The sequence below is a fragment of the Leptospira ellinghausenii genome (assembly GCF_003114815.1).
GTDB lineage: Bacteria > Spirochaetota > Leptospiria > Leptospirales > Leptospiraceae > Leptospira_A > Leptospira_A ellinghausenii.
In genome coordinates, this window is the sequence record NZ_BFAZ01000009.1 from 1310677 (window position 1) to 1330493 (window position 19817).

Genomic DNA, 19817 nt, shown 5'->3' on the forward strand with positions numbered 1-19817 from the left:
TTTCTTAAGTAAGCCATCCATGCGTTCTAAATACTTTATATTTTTATTTTTTTACATTTTTGTCTTTTGTAAGTCGAACCAAAAAATATGCGAAGGGGAAAATTGCCGAAATGGTAAACACTCAGTTTCGTATGAAAATGGCGACTTTTTTGAGGGCGAATTCTTTGAGGATACCAAACATGGGTTTGGAATTTATCGATATGCTAATGGAGATGTCTTTGAGGGTGAATATAAATTTGGTTATAAAGAAGGATTAGGATCTTATCGTTATACCAATGGGGATCAGTTCAAAGGAAATTATTTCAAAGGCAAAAGAGATGGGATTGGTAAATATATCTTTGCAGATGGATTCATTTTGGAAGGAACATGGTCGCAAAATGAATTAAATGGAAAATGTAAAATCACAAACGCAAAAGGTAGTTTGGTGCTAGAAGGATACTGGCACCAAAATCATTATATTGGTTTTAAACCAAAAGAAGGATCAAACGATACGATCAAAATTTCGGATCCCGAGTGATTCGTAAATTTTGCGTGTGGCCTTAGATTTGTTGAGTGTATACATATGAATGCCTGCAATTTTGTGATCTAACAAATCACGGACTTGTTCAGTTGCCCAATGGATCCCAACATTTTCTGCATAGGTATCGTCTTCCGCACGTGACAATGACTTCAATAATTTTGCAGGAAAATTAGTACCAAGGGATAATTCAGCCATTCGTGCCATTCCTTTCCTGGAAGTAATTGGCATGATACCCGCGATAATTGGAACTTTGATTCCGGCAATCTCACATCGTTCTACAAAATCGTAAAAATAATCATTATTAAAAAACAATTGTGTGCAGATATAGTCAGCACCTTGGTCAACTTTCCATTTTAAGTATTCAATTTCTTTTAAACGATTGGGAGTGGAAGGATGACCTTCTGGAAATCCAGCAACTCCAATCCCCATATTTGGATAATTCCCTTTGATGAATCCTACCAATTCTCCGGCGTATTCGAATCCATTTTCTGTTTTTTGAAATTCATTTTGGCCCTTTGGTGGATCACCACGAAGAGCCATGATGTTGTGAATTCCACTTTTTTGATATCGTTTTAGGATCTCACCAATTTCTTCTTTGGTGGAACCAACACATGTGAGATGGCTAACAATTGTTAAACCAGTCTCCTCTTGTAATTTGACGACTAAATCGTGAGTTAGGTCACGAGTCGATCCACCCGCACCATACGTGACACTCACATAAGCAGGGTTCATTTGAGATAGTTCTTGGATATTTCGGAACAAATCCTCAGATGCTTCCTCATTTTTGGGAGGGAAAAATTCGAAGCTGATCGTAGTTTGTTTTTTGCCGAGGATCTCAGAAATGTGCATAAAACCTATCCTCTAAACAGGAATATTTTTCTCAAGCCCCTTGTTGGCAAGTAACCAACCTTTTGACGCTTTTGTTTTTACGGCAAGCCAGAGTGAAAACTTAGGAAAGAGAGCCGGCATAATCACGATAGTAGACCTGAGATAAGAAGGGACAAGGACTTCACCAGGATTTTTCACTATCGCCTTACAGATTGCTTTTGCAACTTGGTCTGGTTCAATAACAGGAGTAAAAAAGGAAGGTTTGACACCTTCTATCATTCTAGTTTTTGCCATTGATGGACAAATCCAACTAACACCGATTTGAGTTTCGTATAATTCCATTTTTAAGGCTTGAGAGAAACCAACCATTGCATGTTTGGTTGCGGAATAAGTGACAGTTCCTTCTGTTCCAAACTTACCTGCTATACTTGCTAGATTAATGATACATGCTTCTTTTTGTTCTCTGAGAATTGGCAAAGATTCATAAACCAACTTCATTGGTCCATGAACATTGATTTGTAAGGCTTTTTCCCAAACAGAAAAATCTTTTCCTTCGAAGGGACCACTCGGAGCAATCCCTGCATTGTTAATCAAAACTTGGAAACTGAGTTTATTCTTTCTGATTTTTTTAATGAGATTTCCGATATCTTCTTCTTTGGAAAGATCACAAACATAACCATAAAATTTTCTTCCAGACGTTTCCACTTTCTTTTGGATCTCTTTCAATAGGGATTGGTTGATATCAACTCCGATTATATCGTTTCCCTCGTTTGCCAATCTTTCTGCTGTTAGAGCACCAATTCCCATTCCACAGCCTGTAATCAAAATCGTATTTCCAGATAATTTCATACCATCACTCTAATCCATTTTTTAGTTTCGTCAATCGGAATCATATAGGAAATAGACTCAAATGCAATATCGACTTTTAAAACCTGAACTAGGTCATAGATTACAGTCTGTAAATTCTACAAACGAATGGATCCGAAATCCAGAGGTTCCTTTCGGATCTTGGGTGATAGCAGAGGAACAGACTGCAGGAAAAGGACGAGGCCAAAATATATGGCAGTCGTTAGGCGAAGAACCATTGATATTCTCTGGAAAAATCAGACTTTCAGCCGCGGAAATTTCTTTGCCTTTACTTTCGATTTTTATATCTTCTGCATTACTCAAAACAATTCTCCATTTTTTTCCTGAACGAGAAGAAGATACAACAATCAAATGGCCAAATGATATTTATAAAAACGAAAAGAAAGTAGCTGGAATTTTAGTACAATCTGAGTTTATCAATGGTGTTTATGACGTTGTGATCGGAATAGGACTCAACTTTTTTGGACAATCCGTACCTGAGGATTTAAAGGAGAAAGCTACCTTTTTATGTGATTCTCAAATAGGAGAAGGTGACTTAGAAAGATTTGTAAATCATTTGGTCATAGGAATCAACCAAGCTGTGATCACACTCCTTGACCAAAGCCAAGTTTTAAAAGATTTAGTATGGATCGAAGATCATTCTCTATTAAAGAACAAGGTCATTGAAACGGAATGGGATGAAAGAATCGTAAGAGGTCGAGTTTTGGGAATTGATGAATTTGGATTCCTTCTTATTATGACTGAAACTGGCCAAAAGATTGAGCTTATGGACACTTCACCAAAATTTCGGATGATATAAATGTCAGAATCACCACTATTATTAGTTATCGATGTTGGAAATACTAACACAGTATTTGGAGTTTTTCGTGAAGGTCAAGAAACACCTGATTTTCACAAAAGAACTGTTACGCGAAGAGATCGAACTTCGGATGAATTAGGTCTATTTCTGAAGGGATTTTTGACCCAAGAGAATGTAAAAGCAGACCGCGTCAAAAAAGCAATTTATTCTAGTGTTGTCCCTTCACTCAATCCGATCGTAGAAAGAATGTTAGAGGATTGGTTTGATGTAAATCCACTCCGTGTTTATTACCAAATGAATTTAAACTTTGGAATCAGTTACCCTCGACCTTTTGAAATTGGTGCGGATCGACTTGTCAATGCTGCTTATTGTGCTAAAACCTATCCTGGAAAAAAGGCCATCTTGGTTGATTTGGGAACGGCGACTACATTTTGTGTGATTAACGAAAAACCAGAATACATAGGTGGTGTGATTGCACCTGGATTAAAAATATCCATGGATGCCTTAACGAGAAACACAGCCCAACTTCCTCCTATTGTATTTGGTTCTCCTTCTCGTGTATTGGGTGAATCAACTGTAGAATCAATCCAAGCAGGTTTTTTCTTTGGGTGGATTGGCCTTCTGAAAGAAATCGTAAGAGCCATCAAGGAAGAACATCCTGGTGATTATGTAGTAGTGGGAACCGGTGGCCTTGTGACAACAATCCATGCTTCGCATAACCAGGTATTTGATGAAATTGATCCAATGATGACTCTCAAAGGATTAAAAATTTTAGCCGATTTAAATTCCTAAGATTTTTTTTCGATATAACTCACCCATAATTTCATAACCAATTTGGTTTGGATGAATTGGGTCTGAGACCGGATACAATGGAACATCACCCTGGTAGGATTCAAAAAATGTTTCTACATCGATTGTATCGACATTTTGTTTTTGAGATTTGATTTGCCGAAGTGTTTCATTGTTGGTGCGTATAGTTTCCCGTATCGATGCCAAATTTGTTCTTGGAATTAAGGTAAGATACACTATCGAATTTTGAGAGTTTTGCAAAAAATCAATCAATGAACGTGTGCGAGTTTCATAACCAGAGGTTCCATAAACCATCGCATCGTTTGTTCCTAATTCTAAGATCCAAATCTGAGTTGGAATCTCATTCAATCGATTTTTATTTTGTAACCAATCTTCGGTAGAGTAACCAGCGACGGAAAGATCTGTAACTGTAAATTCACTTGGCAATTTTTGTTTCAGTCCAAATCCGTTAGACCATTGTGCGAGCGAATCCCCAACAATTGTGATTTTACGATTCAATGCATTGGCTCCTAATAAAGACAAATATTGTTGCGAAGGTTTATCTGAATGGTAACAAAATTGGAAACTAATCGGAAAAACCAAGAAACATAGAATATGTTTTAAATTCGTCCGATTCATTTTCTAGTATATATGATTGTTTTGTAATGTAACCAATGATTGGATGGAACCGGTATATCCCATTCTTTCCGAATCCAATTCCCCTGTTTTAAATATTCCTTTATGGTTTCATTGATAAGATTTTCATCATAAAAAATAAAACTATCACGAGAGTGAATCGTTTTGATATAAGTAGCTGATGGAAGTTCCAGCTCACCAGGAATAAATTCTAAAATATCCAAATCAGGACGTTTGGATTTGAGATAAAAATAAGGATCTGGTAAACTTTGAAGGTAAAGTGTTTTTGAATTTGTTAAACTTTTTTCAATCTTTTGAAAATGCAAAGTTTGGATTTCATTTGTATCTGACTTTGCCCAATGGATCGTAACTATGAAAACCATGGCAAATAAGGATACCAAGATTCCAACATATGGAAGTTTGTTGAAGATAGATTTTTCTTGGAGTAATAATGCCATTCCAAATGCTAAAGGGAAAAGACTATGGTATACATACCAACCTTCAGAAGAAGTATACAAGGCTACAAAAACAGACAAAATCCAAACCCAAAATAAATACCATGAATTCATTTGTTTTGTACTGTTTTGGAAATGTCTGAAAGTAAAAAAACTTAAGCATGTTAATTGTAAACAAATGATCAGCAATCTGATTTTAGGAAATCCAAATCCAAAAGAAAAAATCTTCAGTTTATCAATGAGTGTAAAAGTTTTTAGAAGGTTTTGTTTTCTCGTAAGTTGAGCACCAAACTGAATTTGAAACCATTCCCAATTCGGATGAATATAATAAATCCAACCCAATATTGGTAAAACTCCACCTAACAAAAACCAGATTATTTTTTTGAAACCAAAATTTTGATAAATTAAGTAAAGAGTGATGAGTCCAAAAGAAGCACCAATGGGATGGGATAAAGCTGAAAACGACAACATCACACCTGCGAATAAAGGATTCCAATTGGATTTACTTTTGTTTGTTGCAAAGAGTAAACTTAGGATAAAAAAACATGCAGTGAGGGCTTCCATCCGAGCGACGGTACCAAACCGAAACACTAGGGGTTCCCAAAGTACACTTGCGAAGGCAATTTGAGCTGCCATCTCTGAAAAGGAAAGTCTCTTTAATAAATTGTAAAATCCAAATGAAGTTAAGTAAACAATACAAACATTCGCTATGCGAAGAGTGATTAACGTATCAGGAAAAATAGATAATGTAAAACCAGAAAATAATAAATAACCAGGTGGCATCCATAAAGTTTTGGATTCCATTCCTGGTATGAGTCCAGAGAGGACCTCTGTTTTTAAATGTCCTGAATTCGCAAATGAGATGGCTGGAGAATAAAATAAAACTTCATCCGGCCATACAACTGGTAAGGTACCTAAGCTGATACCAACTTGGAAACAGTAGAGAAGGGAGATGAATAAAAACGAGGCGTAAGCCACGTTCGTTCTACTTTGAGAGAGAGTTAACGGCTTCTTGTTCCGTTTCGAAAACTTCAAACAGATCGAGTAGTTCCACAACATCAAAAACCTTTTTTACAGGTGGAGTGATGCAACAGAGTTTGAGTTTTCTTCCTTGTTTGTCGAGTTCTCGAACCATACCAACAAAGATACGAATCCCAGAAGAGGAGATATAGGAAATAAGCTCCAGGTTGATGATGATGTCACCTTCCCCGTTTTGCACGTCATCAGCTAATTTTGCCTCAACCTCATCAGAATGTGTAATGTCTAAACGACCATTGAGGTGAACGAGTGTGTGCTTTCCGATTTTTTTGGTTTTTATTTCCAAAGCGAGCCTACTTGGAGACTAGAATCTTTGAAAACACCAAAGGTTCAAGAAATTTTTACGCTGCTTGGTTTCTGTTTCTAGTAAAAAGTCGAGGGTCGTTGTGCTCTGCCTCTGGAATATGCAACATAATCCTCTGACGAGTGGAACGAGACGTCCTATGGCCTAAAAATTCTTGGATTTCCCAAACGGGGAAACCCTTTTGGTACAAATCAAGAGCAATTACATCTCTCAAAAACGGAATATGGATTTCTCTGGAAATGAGACGGCTTGCATTTTTGAGAATTTTTTGTATGGTGCGTGTTCGCAAAACTCCGTCTCTTCCTGGGAATAGATAATCATTCGGTAAAAACTCACACGAATACCGATAGAGTTCGATTGCAAAATTGGGTTCGAGAAAGATATTACGCCTACGAAGACGACCACCGTTCTTTAAATGGAAACGATTCATTTCTGAATTAAAATCTGCGATCTTCAGATGGATGAGTTCAGGTAAAGATAAACCCGTACATACTAAAAATTTGATGATCAAATAGTGTAGATGGTTTCGGCACCTAAGTTTGTTGAGTAAATTTCGGACTTCTGTTTGGTCTAATAGAGAGTTTTCAATTTTACAAACATCAACAGTAAGAATGTGTGGGAGTAAGGTTGGTAGTTTCAAATTAGTATTTAGCATATTTTTCTTGTGGAATGTATCAGAGTCTAACAATCCTTGCAATTAAATTGTCACCAAACTGTAGTTTTGGATCGCTATTTTTGAAGAAATAAATTTCCTAGTTCATGTTTTTGCACGATGTATTTTTCTGCTTGATTCCATTGTAAAAAACGATTTTATCATTGGGAGAAACGATAAAGGATCAAAACAAATGGACTCGCTGGAACTCAAAACAAATGACCCGGAACTACAACTGACAAAAGAAGACATTCAAAAAGTTGAGGAATTAACCGGACAAATTAAACTCAATAATCCAAATGACATAGTTTCTTATGGATCCTCTGCCCAATCTAAGGTATCTGATTTTGCGGACAAAGTTTTAGCTGAAATTAAAACCAAGGATGCTGGTTATGCGGGAGATTTATTAAATCAATTATTATTTAAAATCAAAGATTTGGATATGGATAGTTTTGCGGGAGAGGGAAGTACTCTTTCTAAAATTCCATTGATAGGTGGTTTATTTGATGTTTCTCGAAAATTTTTAGCAAAGTTTGAAGATCTAGAATCTCAAATTGGAAAAATTGTCGATGAACTGCATTCAGCAAGAACCAATCTCACAAAAGACATAACTCTATTGCAGGCGTTATACGAGAAGAACTTAGAATATTTCAAAGAAATTCAAATCTACATTGCCGCAGGTGACAAAAAGATACAAGAGTTACGCGACAAAATACTTCCTGAAATGTTGGAAAAGGCAAAGGCTCAAGGTGATACCTTAGCTTCCCAACAGTACCAAGATATGGTACAAATGGTGGATCGTTTTGAGAAAAAAATTCATGATCTAAAACTCACCAGAATCCTTTCACTTCAAACAGGACCACAAATCCGATTGATCCAAAGTGGAAACCAAGTATTAGTTGAAAAAATCCAGAGTTCGATATTAAATACAATCCCACTTTGGAAAAATCAAATTGTGATCGCTCTTGGTTTGATGCGCCAAAGAAAAGCCTTGGAAGCACAAAAACAAGTTTCACAAACCACAAATGATTTAATTCAAAAAAATGCTGAGATGTTAAAGTCAGGTACCGTTGAGATTGCAAAAGAATCGGAAAAAGGAATCATTGAAATCGAAACACTCAAAAATGTGAACCAAAAATTGATCGAAACGATTACCGAAACCTTAAAAATCCAGGAAGACGGTCGTCAAAAACGAAAATTGGCGGAACAAGAAATGATCAAAATCGAATCCGATATCAAACAAAAACTTTTGGAATCTAAATAGAATGACAGACATACAATTGGAACAAGACCAAGAAGAAAAAAAGTGGGCCAGACGGGCCCATATCTCTACTTTACTCACGTATCCAATGGCATTATTGCCATTCCCCTTCTATTTTTCCTCACTTGGAGCAATGATTTATCCATTTGTGATGTGGTTATCTCGTGGTAAATCATCCTATTCCGCAAAACAATCATTAGAAGCAATTTATCTCCAAGCACTTCTATCTCTTGGATATTTTGGCTTTGGAACCAAGTTCGGTGATGACCGAGTATTACTAGTGTTTTCCTACGTATTTATGGCTTTTTTACATGTTGTTTTTTTAGGAATTGCCATATTTCGAACAACAATAGGAAAACCACACCATTATCCATTTAGCTTTTTTCCATTACTATTTTCCTCTCACCAAACAAAGGAAAATTGGAATGAGTTAAAGAAAAAATTTGAAGATAAAGTAGAATTTTCAGAATATAAAACTCAAATGGAAAAGTTGGATTCCTTTCGAATATCAACTGAAAAAGATGCAAAATCACTTACTGATACAAACCTACAAAGTTTGTGTAATGAGTATTTGCATTCACTTTCAGATTTACGAGTGAAACTAGCAGAAGATCCCCTTTCGTATCGGAAAGCAAAACAATTCTTAAACTATTTTCCAGAAACTGTTTCCAAAATTCTGAGCCAATACATCAGAGTGAATCAAAATTCAAATACACCTGATGCGGAAAAAAGAAAAACAGAACTCAATTCCTTGTTAAGTGAAGTGATCAAAACCACTGAACAAGTTCGAAATAAATTGAAAGCAGATGAAACCCTAAATTTAGATGTTGAGATCACCGCTATGAAGAAAAACATCGAATTTGGTGGGTATTAATGCATTCTGAATTACTTGATAGATCCTATCATTTTCTAAATTTTTTACCGAATGTTGCGGACTTCCTTGTAGAGAAACACAAGGAATCAAATTTAAAAGTAGATGAAAAAAGTTTATACAACCTAGTTACTGAAGCAGATCTTAAAGCAGAATCGATGATTCTAGAGGAGATCCAAAAAAATTTCCCCTTGGATGGAATTTTAGCTGAAGAACGGGGTGCCATCGACGGTAGTTCAGGATATACATGGGTAATCGATCCTTTGGATGGAACGACAAATTATACTCATGGTTTACCTCTCTATGGTGTTTCCGTTGGAGTTGTAGAAACAGAAACAATGGCACCTGTTATAGGTATGGTTTTTTTTCCTGAACTCAATACATATTATCATGCAATTAAAGGACAAGGTGCCTTTCGCGAAAAAAAACAAATTCAAGTATCCCAAACAAAGTCGATGAAAGACTCTCTTTTTGTAACAGGTTTTCCGTATGATAGAAATTTATCATTGGATACACTCATGCAATATTACAAATCGATTCTTCAAAAATCTAGAGGAATCCGACGAACAGGTGCCGCAACATTAGACTTATGTTGGTTAGCCGAAGGTAAAGTTGAAGGTTATTACGAACTTGGTTTAAAACCTTGGGATATGGCAGCAGCAGGACTCATCGTCATGGAAGCAAAAGGAAAATTAACTTCTATGGATGGTAATGATTTTTCAATCATGATCCCGAGTTTACTAGCAAGTAACGGATTTGTTCACGAGTATTTGTTAGCAGAATTTGAAGGGCAAATCAACCGAGTAGTTTATTGACCATTTGGTTGAGTTTTGTTTTAATCACTTCCTTTGAAAAATTAGCGAGTACATACTTTCTACCATTTTTTCCTAGTCGATCTTTCAGATTTTCATTTTCTAAAAGGTATTCCAACATCCTTTGGAATGAAACTTTATCCGAATAATACAATCCACCTTGACTTCGAATACAATGGCCTTTCATTACCGATGAGTTAGCATTTATAAGAACAGGTTTTTCTTGGAGCCACGATTCCATAATAGAGATAGAAAAACTTTCATAAGCAGATGGATTTATCAAAAGATATGATTTTTGAATTTCAGAAATTTTTTCTTCTTCTGATACATATCCTGAAAATAGAATTTCTTTTTCCTTTGAAATATCCATTGAAAACACTGAACCTAAACATTTGAGATTCACATCCGTTCGATGAGTAAGGTTTTTCCACTCAGTATAGTCTTGGAATAATTCAGGATATCCCTTCGCAGGTTCAATACGACCGATTGTCAATAGTTGGATTGTATTACTTTTAGAGAACGAACGTTGATTTGAATTAAAGTGATCTTCGACATAAGTTCCAATTAAAAAGTAATCCTTTGCTCTTTGGTTGGTATAAGATTCGTAAACTGCTAATTCTTCAGGGGCATTAAAACTGTAAACATAGTGATTTAAATATGTTTGTTTATAAATCGGCAATCGGAACGGAGGTTCCGCATGGAAAGTCGGAACAATCACAAAGGGAATTCTAAGCAAAGGAATGCTCATAACTACTGGATAATATAAATATCCAATGAGTATGATTAAATCATATTCAAATTGATTTTTTGATATATAGTCAATTAAGTCGGGAGAATAGGGACCTTGTTCTTTTATAAAATTCATTTGGTCTTTCATTGCGACCGTTTCACCTGCGACCAAACATTGATTTAGTATTTTATTCATGTAATCAATATTTCGTTTTTTTCTCACTTCAAAACGAAGAACATTGTATCGGTTTTCGATTGTTAATCCTGTTTTAAATTCATTTTCCCAAGTAACATAATTTTTTGCAGAGGTTGTACAAACTGTTACATCATGTAATTCTGATAATATTTCTACATAATCAAAGGCTAATTTTTCTGCACCACCTGATGCGTTTTGTAAAAATCTAGGTGTAATGAATAGTATTTTTGACATAGTTAACTTTTGATTACTTCTAACAAAGGTAAAATGCTGGTAGATTTTAAATATGCATCAAGCCTTACGTTTTGATGATAAATTAGGCTATTTCGATATTCAATATTGGTAAAAATTTTGCTAATATCTTTTGTTAATTGGTCAAAGTTCTTATTTTCAAAAAGTATTCCAGAATTTCCAAGTGTTTCTGGAACAGCACCAGCTGCGTAAGCGACTACAGGCATTTGAAAATGCATTGCTTCCAATAATGGAACACAAAATCCTTCATGTTCGCTCATAGATAAAAACAAGTTACTTTCTTGGTAAATTTGTTTCACCATATTTTCATCGACATAAGAAATGATTTTTACTTCATTCTGTAAGTCGAGTTGTGAAATCATAAAATTGAGTTCATCTAAATAGGATTGTTGGTCAGGGTTACAAAAACCTAACATACGTAGCGAAAACTGATTTCCGAAATTTGATTTCCAAGCTCTCGCAAAACGAATTAAATCATCCTGGCATTTGTTAGGTGCAATTCTACCTACAAATAAGAAAGATGGAAATTGAAATGTTTTGAATTTTGATTCAATGTGATTGTGGTCCCATTTTTGAAAATTTAGATGTAGTGGAAAATGTTTTGCGTGATTAAAACCTAAATGTATGAGTTCACTCAAATTAAAATTGGATACAGCAAAAGAATGTTGAAAATTTTCTCGAATGATCTCCAGGTCTTCTCTACCTTTTCTCAGTAGATAACTGAAACGTAGGTCATATGGTTCAAAAAAATTCTCTGGCGTTACGTTATGATAAATTAGAATTTTTTTATTTGGATATTGTAACAAAAAATCTAATACTTTAGAATGTATGGAATGATGGTAAACAATAACATCGTTTGCATGAATTTTCACTTTCGCAATTTTTTCTGCAAACTTACGGTCACTTGATAATACATTTTCAGCGTAGATATTTCCTTGGTAACCTTCCTTAGCCAAAAGACGTTTGATCTCTAACATTTCCTGAGAAATTGCATCACCTAACTGAAATCCTGCGGAAAACTGATGAATGTTCATTTGATACCACTTTTTAAAATGCCCGAGATCACAGTCGAAAATGGATATTCATTGTAATACTTTAATGCAGAAAATTGATTTTGAATGATTTCATTATATTGTTCTTTTTGGAGTAGGATATCTTTCATGGTTTGCATAAGTGATGGAAAGTTTTTTTCAAAAAATAGTTTTCCCCCCTTACGCATCGTATCCGGTACAGCACCTGCTGCATAAGCGAAGACAGGAATACCAGATCCAAAGGCTTCCAAGATAGGCAGACAAAATCCTTCATGTTCACTCATGGATACAAAAACACTGGTTTGATTTAGGATGGAGAGTACTTCAGAATCAGTTTTTCCCATCAAAAATTGTACCTTATCTTCGAGTTGGTACTTTCTCACGATATCTTTTAATCGATCGAAATAACCATCAAATGCTCCTATAATGGATCCGATACAATAACACTCTGCCTCTGGAAATTCCTTTAACCATTCAGATGTAAAACTGATTAAGTCTTCCCATTTTTTTTGAGGTGAATATCTACCAACAAAAGCCAAAGAGAATTTGTTTTTGGAATGTTTATCAGATTTTGGAAATATTTGGTACCTTTTACATATTGGTAAAATATATGGATTTCGAAAATTGTAACTACTTAATGTTTCAAAATTAAACTGAGAATCACACCATACTGAGTCACAAAAAATTGATAAACTTGCTAGTTCTAAATAAGAGAGTGATTCAAACTTTTCCATTGCATGAAAAATATCTTCTGTTGTCGTATGTTCATAAAATCGTGAAGGGGTTACATTATGAAATCTTAATATTTTAATGCCAGGTAAGTTCTGAAATAATGTGTACTGGTAACCAGAACCACCATAATGGAGAATATGGATATCTTCGGAGTGGGTTGGATAGTTAAATGAATCCACTAAGTGAAACTCACTAACCAGTGATTTTCCCTTTCTCGGTAATCTAGTGATAAAATGTGTTTTATAACCTAAATTTTGAAATACTTCAGATAAACCGATAGCATCATTTCCGACACCATCCGAATCTTTCAGTTCATCTAAATGTTGAAAAACATTCATTTTAGAATTTTGTATATCGGAATACCTTTGTATCTTCTGTTACAGATAGATCTCTTAAGGAATTAAATCCTAATGTGTTTAAATAATTTGGTAACAATTCCAAATTGATTTCCGATATTTGTACGTCTCTAAATGGTCGATTATTAAATTCGGGTTGGATGGAAACAGAAAAATATAAATGGTTTCCTTTGTTTAATAAATAAGAAATTTCAGCAAAAATCCTTTCAATGAAATATGTTGGAAACCTATTTAAAGGTAAATAAACTAAAACATCAAAATTTTGCATTTTAAGTTGTGATAAAGGAAATATTGACTCGAGATAATGGATGTTATGCGAAATTTTGCTTTTGATCAATTGATATTGGTCTGAGTTTGAAGTAATCGATTGGAATGGGATTTTTTGAATTGATAATTGTTTAAGGATTTCACCCCATTCTGGAAACAAAATTAAAACTTGTTTGGAACTTTTTAAATCATCTACGGTAAGATTCCAATTTGGATTGATGCCAGCGTCTACAAAAAAGGATTCGGTTGCCCAACTAAAATTAGGCGACTTAGTTTGATTCGAGTTTAATAAATGATCTCGGTAAAAACCGTCAAATCTTCTTTCAATGAGTTCCATTCTTTTCCCTAAACGTACCAATTCATGGAGTACAGAGAAAAAAGCGCGGATTCGATTTTCAGAAAGTTTTTTATCAATCTGGCTGTATACAGAAATGATTCGATTGATGATAAATTTAATCGGACCACGAATGTACCAAAACTTCGGATTGGAAAACTTGGGACTCGAGATTCCTTTTTCAAATAAATGTGCGGTTCCCGCTGGGTCAAATTTTCGAAAACCAAGAGGGGATTCCGGTTTGTAACTGATTTTTGTGAGTTCCGACCAATGGATCTGGTGGTTTGGGTCCAATGGAATTTTTGATTCTAATGATTCTACAATTTCTTGTACATTAATCTGTGGGTCTCTGATTTCGACAAAGGGGGAGGGATTGAATTTCTTTTTGTCTTCCACAGTTTTCTTTCTTTTGTTGAGAGGATTTGAAAAATTGGAAGAATGGCAACTAAATCTTAGGGTCAGATCAGAAAATTCCCTTATATATGAGAAAAAAACAAACTTTAGTCACCGGAGCCAGTGGATTTGTGGGAAGTTATCTACTTCCAGCACTGAATTCCCACGGCAATTATGAAATCCATTGTTTTGAAGGTGATATACGAGACCGGGATTGTGTTTCAGACCAATTGAAGAAAATCCAACCGGATATTTTGATCCATTTAGCGGCCCAAGCTTTTGTTCCCAATGCGATTGCTAATCCATGGGAGACAGAAGAAATCAATGTGGGTGGAACTTTAAATCTATTAGAAACCCTCCATCGTTTGCAAAAACCATGTAAGATGTTGTACATTTCCTCAGCAGATGTTTATGGGAAACAAAACGTAGGTGTACTACCACTGAAAGAATCATTACTTCCAAAACCTGTAAATCCTTATGCAGGTAGTAAATTAGCAGCAGAATCCTACTGTCGTCAATATGCGGAATATAGTCCTTATGTTTCCGTTGTGATTGCTCGCCCATTCAATCATATCGGGGTTGGTCAACGAAAAGAATTTGTGATACCTAACTTCTGTACTCAAATTATCGAAGCAAAACACCAAGGTAAAAAAATGATTTCAGTAGGTGATTTAGAACCTACTCGTGATTTTTCCCATGTGAAAGATATCGTAGATGGTTATTTGACTTTGATCGAAAAAGGAGAATCAGGCGAAATCTACAATATATGTTCTGGTGAGGAACATAGCATCCGTTCCATGGTCGAAGAGTTGGTAAAATACTCTGGCGAATCGATTCAATTCTCTGTAGATGACAGTAGAGTTAGAGTATCTGAAACTTCCAGAGTATATGGTGACAACACAAAATTAAAAACATTGGGTTGGACCAACAAACACAGTATAAACGAAACGCTTAAAGAAATTTATGATCATTTGGAATCAGAATTTTTAAAATCCAAACAAGCAGTTTGAACTTCTTTCCAAATACTATCCGAAACTACTTTTTTAATTGTTCCTTTTTTACCTTTTTGAATGAGGGATTCTAAGGTTTTCATTCTTTCAGTCGTTGCAGGGTGTGTGCTTAGAAAATCTGTAATCTGATTTGTAGTTGATTTTTCATCTTTTGCATTGGAAACCTCTTCGTTGTCTTCGGAATCAGATTCCCCTTTCTCTAACTTTTCCATTCTTTTGAAAAAACGAAGTAATCCATCAGTTGACATGTTTTGAGATTTTAAATATTCGATGGAAGACTTATCTGCTTCCGTTTCAAAATCTCTTGAAAATTTTAAAACTAATATAGTGGAACCTATTTCAGTAAAGGTTTCTAAAAATTCCATATTTCCAAGTCCAGGACCTACCACCAAACTGATTGCTAGTGATGTTCCACCTGCTTTTACCAAATTGCGCATATGATGTCGTTTTTCCACATGTGCTATCTCATGAGCTAAAACACCTATTACTTCCTCTTGTGAATCAGCATCATTTAACAAACCAGAGAAAAAGTAAATTTTACCATTTGATAATGCGAAAGCATTAGGGATTGTCGAACTTAGGACTGAAATTTCGAATTTGTGTTTACTATCTTTTGGTACAATTTTTTTTAATGCTTCGGAGAAAAAACGATCGGTTGCCTTGGTATCACATTTTTGAAACTGTGCTTCCATTTTCAATTCTACCGAATCCCCTAAAGATTTGTCCATTGAGAGAGGAATAAAATTCGTAACAAACTCCAATCCTTTAAAGTAAAAAAAGCCAACAATTGTCACAATGAGTAAAGATAGAATCCCAAGGACAATTGGATTCATTTCTCGAATGGAATAAAACAAAGCACTTGCATGGCTTTGGGATTTTTTGTTTTGGATCCAAATTTTTTCCAATAATTTGGTTTCTTCTTTCGTACAAAAAATTTCTAGTATAGGGCTTTCTTTCCTTTCATCAGGAAGGAGGATCAGCTTACAACCCTTATGCGTCTGCGAAAATTCTGCGAACTGTGATATGGTTAATTTATGATGAGTGTCAAATGACGTAAATTGAATGGTCTGGCCATGGACAAGAACGGTCCCTTCTTCAGGAACCGCCGAGACACCATTGAAATATCGTGATGTAAATGTTTGATTTTGAAACAATGTTTATGATAGGAAGGCTTCTAAAGTTTCTGCAAGTGCTTCCAAACCTTCCGCGGTAGCATTTGCCTGTGTATCTGGTTGGGCAGAAATTGTAGAGAAGTCAACTTCAGCTTCTAAACTTACTGATTCGATAAAAAGTTTAGTCAATCGAACCACAGCCCAAGCAAATCCAATACCTAGTGTGAATAGAATGATCAAATATGCGATCAGAAAATTGACAAAAATCTTTCCACCAGTGATATCAGATCTAAATTTTTTACCTTGGAAACTAGTTCGATTCCAGATATAGTTTTGCACATCAGCTAAAAACCATGAGTAATATATACCAAGTGTGACTATGCTTAGCAAAAATCCCTTCAAATACAAAAAGAAAATTTCCTTACCATCTGCTGAGAAACCAAAATTGGTATTTCCATAACGAGTTTTGCTTTGGATATATGCTTCTTTTTCAGCAAAAAACCAAGGGTAATATATTCCTAAAGTAACGATTGTCAGTAGAATCCCTTTCCCATAAAGTATTGCAACTTCTAAGATTTTTCCATCAAAACCGAATCGAAGGTTACGATAACCTGTACGTGATGTTATGTATTTTCGGCCACCAACAATGATGATAGGAACTAATGCTAAAATTACTCCAATGTAAAGTACGATACCAACTATCGTTGCGAAGTAAGGGACAGGGATTTTATTGGCAATCCAGAGGATGATCATGATTGCGATGTATAATACGATAAAAATTCCTGCAGCTTTCAAAAAGCCGATGAAACGTTCTTTTCCTGTTCCGTGAAACGAAAAACGTTCTCCAGCCCATTCCAAATTCTCAGCCATAAACTTTTGTACGTTTGTGCGAGCCCAAAAGCTATAGATCCCCAAAGTCACTACCGTGAGAAACATATTCTTCAAAAATAAAATGAAGAGTTGTCCGCCAGTGGCGTGGTATTGTAGTCTTGTGTTGTTCATTGATTTCCCCGATGGATAATAGTGTGCAGAGTATCCACTATGTTCAAAAAGGGTAAAGAAAAATATTTCCAAATGATTCGAAATACAGATTATACGGTTGAACAGAATTCACTATTTTTATAATTTCATAGAACTGGAACCTTTGGGGGTCAGTCTATTTGTATAGAATGCGTACATCTTTTCCCTTTTTCCTGATCTTTGTCACGATAACGACTTTGTGGTCAGACCCGAGGCAGGAATTACCTCCAACACTTGGAGACTTAAAAGGCCAAGATAAATCCGTAAGGCAACCACCTGATCGAAAAGACAAAAAAGGTTGTTGTAAAATCAAATACCCCGCTGGAGGGTATGACTTCTTTCTGGCGACGGAAGAAGATTGTCGTGCGAGTTTGTATTTTGACAGGTTTCTGGGAGAAAACAATACACTATGCTTTCGTTGGGAAGGGGATTAGAGATAGCCGAATTTATGGGTGTGCGTGAACAAGTTTTACAAACATTAGTCAAGATATTTCCAACTTACGATGCCTCTCTTGCCATTGCTGGCGGTGGGTGTAAGGCTTTTTATGCACTTGGTGTTGGGAAAACATTACGTGAGTGGGGAGTTCGTTTTACCGAATTATCGGGTGTCTCGGCGGGAGCTGCTATGGCACTTTGTATCCTCTCACAAACAGAAGAAGAGTCTGTCGAATACTTCGAAGAAATCACCAAACGGAATTCTCGTAATTTTCATTTTTCCAATTTACTCAGAGGGGAATCAACTTTCCCTCATGAAGACATGTATAGACGCACCATTCGATTTGGAATGCGTTTTGACCGCGTGTTAGAATCGGGTGCAAAAATTTGGATCCATTCCGTGAAAGCCCACCCGAAAGAGGATTCACTCAAAAATAAATTTCGTTTAGCAAGGTTGATTTCAGAAACAGGAAGAGCCTTTATTCTAGATGATAGAGATAGGTCAGAAGGGATTCCAGCAAATCGGACCGCAGAAATCATTAAAAAATGGAATATGGAAGATGTTGATTTCACAGAGAAAGACTTTGTGAATCCGGAAACCATTGAACAATTTATACTAAATTCTTCATCCATTCCGCCGATTGTGGACTTTCAGTCAGTAGGCAATGAATATTACCTAGATGGTGGGCTCACAAATAATATGATGATCGAATCATTTGCACCAAAAGCAAAAATCATTGGAATCCATTATGAGCCAAATACCATTGTAGGTAAGGATCCAGATTTACTTGCCCGCACTTTCCTCATCACACCATCCAAACCACTTCCCATCACATCTTTTGATTATACCAATCCAAGAGGTGTTCGAGAGACCTATGAATTAGGAAAGGCGGACGCGTTGGCCAAAAAATCAGAAATTATCAATTATTTAAAAAAGGACTGAATAGAGTCTAGGCCTTTTTCCAAAATTTCTTCTTCCGTAACAAGAGAAATTACAACAATGCATCTGTTATGCGAAAATCCGTACCAAGAACCTGGATGTAATAAAACGCCAGTATTGAATAAAATTTCTCCAACAATTTTCTCATCTTTTTTATCGAAATTTAGCTCGAGTAAAAAGTACCAACCTGCTTCTATTGGGTGAACTTTTTTACAGTAGGAAAATTGGCTCACAAAATCTTTACAGATTGAATAGTTTCGCATAATTCGTGTTCGAATTCGATTTTGAACCATAGTTTTCCATGGTAACAATTCATTCGTTGCCAGTTGGACCAAAGAATTTACCGAAAGGTAAGTATCTGAAATGAAGCTGAGTTTTTTCTGGATTTCTGTTTTGATTGGTTCAGGAGAAAGATTGAGGATCCATGCTAATTTGGTTTGAGGCAAAGCTAACATTTTGGAAAAACCATGGCAAACAAAAAGTGGGAAATTTGGATTTGAGGGAAGGTGATGTGGTTCTCCAAAAAAATCATATGATTCAAACACTTCGTCAACAATCACTGGGATTTGAAAGCCAAATGATTCCCATTTTTTCCAGAAGGTTTCCGTCGTTTTGGATCCTGTTGGATTCGAAGGACTTACCAAAACAATCAGTTTAGTTTTGGTACTGATTGAATTCGCAATCGTTTCTGCATCGTAAACCCAAGAACCATCAATTTGATTTTCTTTTAATTCATAATGCACTTCCTTTAAATTTTCCAATCCAATCAGAAAACTAAATAATGGATACCCTGGATTAGGGGTTAATACTTCATCTCCTGGATTTGTGAGTAATTTAAATAGATAAGAATATGCTTCCGATGTACTCGCTGTTAAATGAAAACTAGAAGCATTTACTTGGATTCCACGATTTAGATAGAGGGAACTAATTTCATTGCGAGTTGATTCTAAACCTTCTGCTATTGGATCATAAATACTAGCATTCAAATTAGAAAGTATGTGAGTTAAAACGGAAGGTGGAAACTCTAATCCCATTTCAGTAAGATTAGAATTTCCTAAATCTATGATTGGTTTTCCTGCCTTTATTCTTTCAGTTTTGAATTGGTAAATCGAATTCTCTGTGTTTAGATCACCAAGTAAACCAAATCGATCCGAAAAGTGGAAGTGCTCTTTGGTCAA

The 19817-nt window shown here is 35.6% G+C and carries 22 protein-coding genes; 9 read left to right on the top strand and 13 right to left on the bottom strand.

All coding sequences use genetic code 11. The annotated features are described in order from the left end of the window. Positions 1-19: 19 nt before the first annotated feature. The gene (locus tag DI076_RS14715) at positions 20-517 is read left to right on the top strand and encodes an MORN repeat-containing protein (RefSeq protein WP_108960514.1); all 498 of its coding nucleotides are present in this window, start codon (positions 20-22) and stop codon (positions 515-517) included. Here DI076_RS14715 and metF read toward each other — a convergent pair. After that, the gene (gene metF, locus DI076_RS14720; RefSeq protein WP_108960515.1) at positions 482-1369 is read right to left on the bottom strand and encodes a methylenetetrahydrofolate reductase [NAD(P)H]; all 888 of its coding nucleotides are present in this window, start codon (positions 1367-1369) and stop codon (positions 482-484) included. The genes DI076_RS14715 and metF overlap by 36 nt on opposite strands. 12 nt (positions 1370-1381) lie before the next feature. Continuing rightward, the gene (locus DI076_RS14725) at positions 1382-2197 is read right to left on the bottom strand and encodes an SDR family NAD(P)-dependent oxidoreductase (protein WP_108960516.1); all 816 of its coding nucleotides are present in this window, start codon (positions 2195-2197) and stop codon (positions 1382-1384) included. Between the two features lie 61 nt (positions 2198-2258). Here DI076_RS14725 and DI076_RS14730 point away from each other — a divergent pair, with 61 nt between their 5' ends. Next, the gene (locus DI076_RS14730; RefSeq protein WP_108960517.1) at positions 2259-3014 is read left to right on the top strand and encodes a biotin--[acetyl-CoA-carboxylase] ligase; all 756 of its coding nucleotides are present in this window, start codon (positions 2259-2261) and stop codon (positions 3012-3014) included. Further along, entirely contained in the window at positions 3015-3806 is a 792-nt protein-coding gene (locus DI076_RS14735) for a type III pantothenate kinase (RefSeq protein WP_108960518.1), read from the top strand. Here the strand turns inward: DI076_RS14735 and DI076_RS14740 are convergent. Genes DI076_RS14740 through DI076_RS14755 form a run of 4 tightly spaced genes read right to left on the bottom strand, consistent with a single transcriptional unit; the run spans position 3795 to position 6891 of the window. Then, positions 3795-4442: an SGNH/GDSL hydrolase family protein gene (locus DI076_RS14740; protein WP_245918448.1), complete on the bottom strand. Its 648-nt coding sequence runs from the start codon at positions 4440-4442 to the stop codon at positions 3795-3797. The two genes, DI076_RS14735 and DI076_RS14740, sit on opposite strands and share 12 nt — an antisense overlap. Continuing rightward, positions 4439-5872: an ArnT family glycosyltransferase gene (locus DI076_RS14745; protein WP_108960519.1), complete on the bottom strand. Its 1434-nt coding sequence runs from the start codon at positions 5870-5872 to the stop codon at positions 4439-4441. Before DI076_RS14745 ends, DI076_RS14740 begins: the two co-directional genes overlap by 4 nt. A gap of 7 nt (positions 5873-5879) precedes the next feature. Then, a complete protein-coding gene (locus DI076_RS14750; protein ID WP_002975971.1) occupies positions 5880-6218 on the bottom strand; it encodes an STAS domain-containing protein in 339 nt (112 codons plus the stop codon). Positions 6219-6273: 55 nt separating this feature from the next. Next, positions 6274-6891 carry a tyrosine-type recombinase/integrase gene (locus DI076_RS14755; RefSeq protein ID WP_108960520.1) on the bottom strand — a complete coding sequence of 206 codons (618 nt, stop codon included), beginning with the start codon at positions 6889-6891 and terminating at the stop codon, positions 6274-6276. Positions 6892-7081: 190 nt separating this feature from the next. Here DI076_RS14755 and DI076_RS14760 point away from each other — a divergent pair, with 190 nt between their 5' ends. Genes DI076_RS14760 through DI076_RS14770 form a run of 3 tightly spaced genes read left to right on the top strand, consistent with a single transcriptional unit; the run spans position 7082 to position 9835 of the window. Next, positions 7082-8152: a toxic anion resistance protein gene (locus DI076_RS14760; protein ID WP_108960521.1), complete on the top strand. Its 1071-nt coding sequence runs from the start codon at positions 7082-7084 to the stop codon at positions 8150-8152. Between the two features lies 1 nt (position 8153). Next, positions 8154-9023 (top strand): DUF4870 domain-containing protein, encoded by an 870-nt coding sequence (locus DI076_RS14765; RefSeq protein ID WP_108960522.1) that lies wholly within the window; start codon positions 8154-8156, stop codon positions 9021-9023. Continuing rightward, a complete protein-coding gene (locus DI076_RS14770; RefSeq protein WP_108960523.1) occupies positions 9023-9835 on the top strand; it encodes an inositol monophosphatase family protein in 813 nt (270 codons plus the stop codon). The genes DI076_RS14765 and DI076_RS14770 overlap by 1 nt, the downstream gene beginning before the upstream one ends. Here DI076_RS14770 and DI076_RS14775 read toward each other — a convergent pair. From DI076_RS14775 to DI076_RS14790, 4 genes are read right to left on the bottom strand one after another with little or no spacing between them, the layout of a single operon-like run. After that, the gene (locus DI076_RS14775) at positions 9816-10991 is read right to left on the bottom strand and encodes a glycosyltransferase family 4 protein (protein WP_108960524.1); all 1176 of its coding nucleotides are present in this window, start codon (positions 10989-10991) and stop codon (positions 9816-9818) included. The genes DI076_RS14770 and DI076_RS14775 overlap by 20 nt on opposite strands. A 2-nt stretch (positions 10992-10993) precedes the next feature. Then, on the bottom strand, positions 10994-12043 hold the full coding sequence (locus tag DI076_RS14780) for a glycosyltransferase family 4 protein (RefSeq protein ID WP_108960525.1): 1050 nt from the start codon (positions 12041-12043) through the stop codon (positions 10994-10996). Continuing rightward, positions 12040-13110: a glycosyltransferase family 4 protein gene (locus DI076_RS14785; protein ID WP_108960526.1), complete on the bottom strand. Its 1071-nt coding sequence runs from the start codon at positions 13108-13110 to the stop codon at positions 12040-12042. Before DI076_RS14785 ends, DI076_RS14780 begins: the two co-directional genes overlap by 4 nt. Position 13111: 1 nt before the next feature. Beyond that, positions 13112-14125, bottom strand: a complete 1014-nt coding sequence (locus DI076_RS14790; protein ID WP_108960527.1) for an LIC_10202 family protein — start codon at positions 14123-14125, stop codon at positions 13112-13114. Positions 14126-14211: 86 nt separating this feature from the next. On the opposite strand from DI076_RS14790, the gene DI076_RS14795 reads away from it, so the two are divergent. Beyond that, positions 14212-15132: a GDP-mannose 4,6-dehydratase gene (locus DI076_RS14795; RefSeq protein WP_108960528.1), complete on the top strand. Its 921-nt coding sequence runs from the start codon at positions 14212-14214 to the stop codon at positions 15130-15132. On the opposite strand, the gene DI076_RS14800 is transcribed toward DI076_RS14795, so the two are convergent. Beyond that, the gene (locus DI076_RS14800) at positions 15090-16037 is read right to left on the bottom strand and encodes a M48 family metallopeptidase (protein WP_245918449.1); all 948 of its coding nucleotides are present in this window, start codon (positions 16035-16037) and stop codon (positions 15090-15092) included. The two genes, DI076_RS14795 and DI076_RS14800, sit on opposite strands and share 43 nt — an antisense overlap. A gap of 252 nt (positions 16038-16289) precedes the next feature. Further along, positions 16290-17246, bottom strand: a complete 957-nt coding sequence (locus DI076_RS14805; protein ID WP_108960999.1) for a YjgN family protein — start codon at positions 17244-17246, stop codon at positions 16290-16292. Between the two features lie 215 nt (positions 17247-17461). Between DI076_RS14805 and DI076_RS14810 the strand changes: the two genes are divergently transcribed. Together DI076_RS14810 and DI076_RS14815 are read left to right on the top strand one after the other, a co-directional pair. After that, a complete protein-coding gene (locus DI076_RS14810; protein WP_245918450.1) occupies positions 17462-17698 on the top strand; it encodes an LIC_11321 family protein in 237 nt (78 codons plus the stop codon). Continuing rightward, positions 17674-18642, top strand: coding sequence for a patatin-like phospholipase family protein (locus DI076_RS14815; protein WP_108960531.1), 969 nt, complete (start codon positions 17674-17676; stop codon positions 18640-18642). Before DI076_RS14810 ends, DI076_RS14815 begins: the two co-directional genes overlap by 25 nt. On the opposite strand, the gene DI076_RS14820 is transcribed toward DI076_RS14815, so the two are convergent. After that, positions 18624-19817 (bottom strand): pyridoxal phosphate-dependent aminotransferase, encoded by a 1194-nt coding sequence (locus tag DI076_RS14820; RefSeq protein WP_108960532.1) that lies wholly within the window; start codon positions 19815-19817, stop codon positions 18624-18626. The genes DI076_RS14815 and DI076_RS14820 overlap by 19 nt on opposite strands.

Coding starts and splice junctions, on each gene's coding strand:
- DI076_RS14785 (WP_108960526.1), bottom strand. CDS start 13,110: ATGAATGTTTTTCAACATTTAGATGAACTGAAAGATTCGGATGGTGTC.
- DI076_RS14735 (WP_108960518.1), top strand. CDS start 3,015: ATGTCAGAATCACCACTATTATTAGTTATCGATGTTGGAAATACTAAC.
- DI076_RS14725 (WP_108960516.1), bottom strand. CDS start 2,197: ATGAAATTATCTGGAAATACGATTTTGATTACAGGCTGTGGAATGGGA.
- DI076_RS14760 (WP_108960521.1), top strand. CDS start 7,082: ATGGACTCGCTGGAACTCAAAACAAATGACCCGGAACTACAACTGACA.
- DI076_RS14715 (WP_108960514.1), top strand. CDS start 20: ATGCGTTCTAAATACTTTATATTTTTATTTTTTTACATTTTTGTCTTT.
- metF (WP_108960515.1), bottom strand. CDS start 1,369: ATGCACATTTCTGAGATCCTCGGCAAAAAACAAACTACGATCAGCTTC.
- DI076_RS14815 (WP_108960531.1), top strand. CDS start 17,674: ATGCTTTCGTTGGGAAGGGGATTAGAGATAGCCGAATTTATGGGTGTG.
- DI076_RS14775 (WP_108960524.1), bottom strand. CDS start 10,991: ATGTCAAAAATACTATTCATTACACCTAGATTTTTACAAAACGCATCA.
- DI076_RS14770 (WP_108960523.1), top strand. CDS start 9,023: ATGCATTCTGAATTACTTGATAGATCCTATCATTTTCTAAATTTTTTA.
- DI076_RS14805 (WP_108960999.1), bottom strand. CDS start 17,246: ATGAACAACACAAGACTACAATACCACGCCACTGGCGGACAACTCTTC.
- DI076_RS14765 (WP_108960522.1), top strand. CDS start 8,154: ATGACAGACATACAATTGGAACAAGACCAAGAAGAAAAAAAGTGGGCC.
- DI076_RS14740 (WP_245918448.1), bottom strand. CDS start 4,442: ATGAATCGGACGAATTTAAAACATATTCTATGTTTCTTGGTTTTTCCG.
- DI076_RS14755 (WP_108960520.1), bottom strand. CDS start 6,891: ATGCTAAATACTAATTTGAAACTACCAACCTTACTCCCACACATTCTT.
- DI076_RS14730 (WP_108960517.1), top strand. CDS start 2,259: ATGCAATATCGACTTTTAAAACCTGAACTAGGTCATAGATTACAGTCT.
- DI076_RS14780 (WP_108960525.1), bottom strand. CDS start 12,043: ATGAACATTCATCAGTTTTCCGCAGGATTTCAGTTAGGTGATGCAATT.
- DI076_RS14795 (WP_108960528.1), top strand. CDS start 14,212: ATGAGAAAAAAACAAACTTTAGTCACCGGAGCCAGTGGATTTGTGGGA.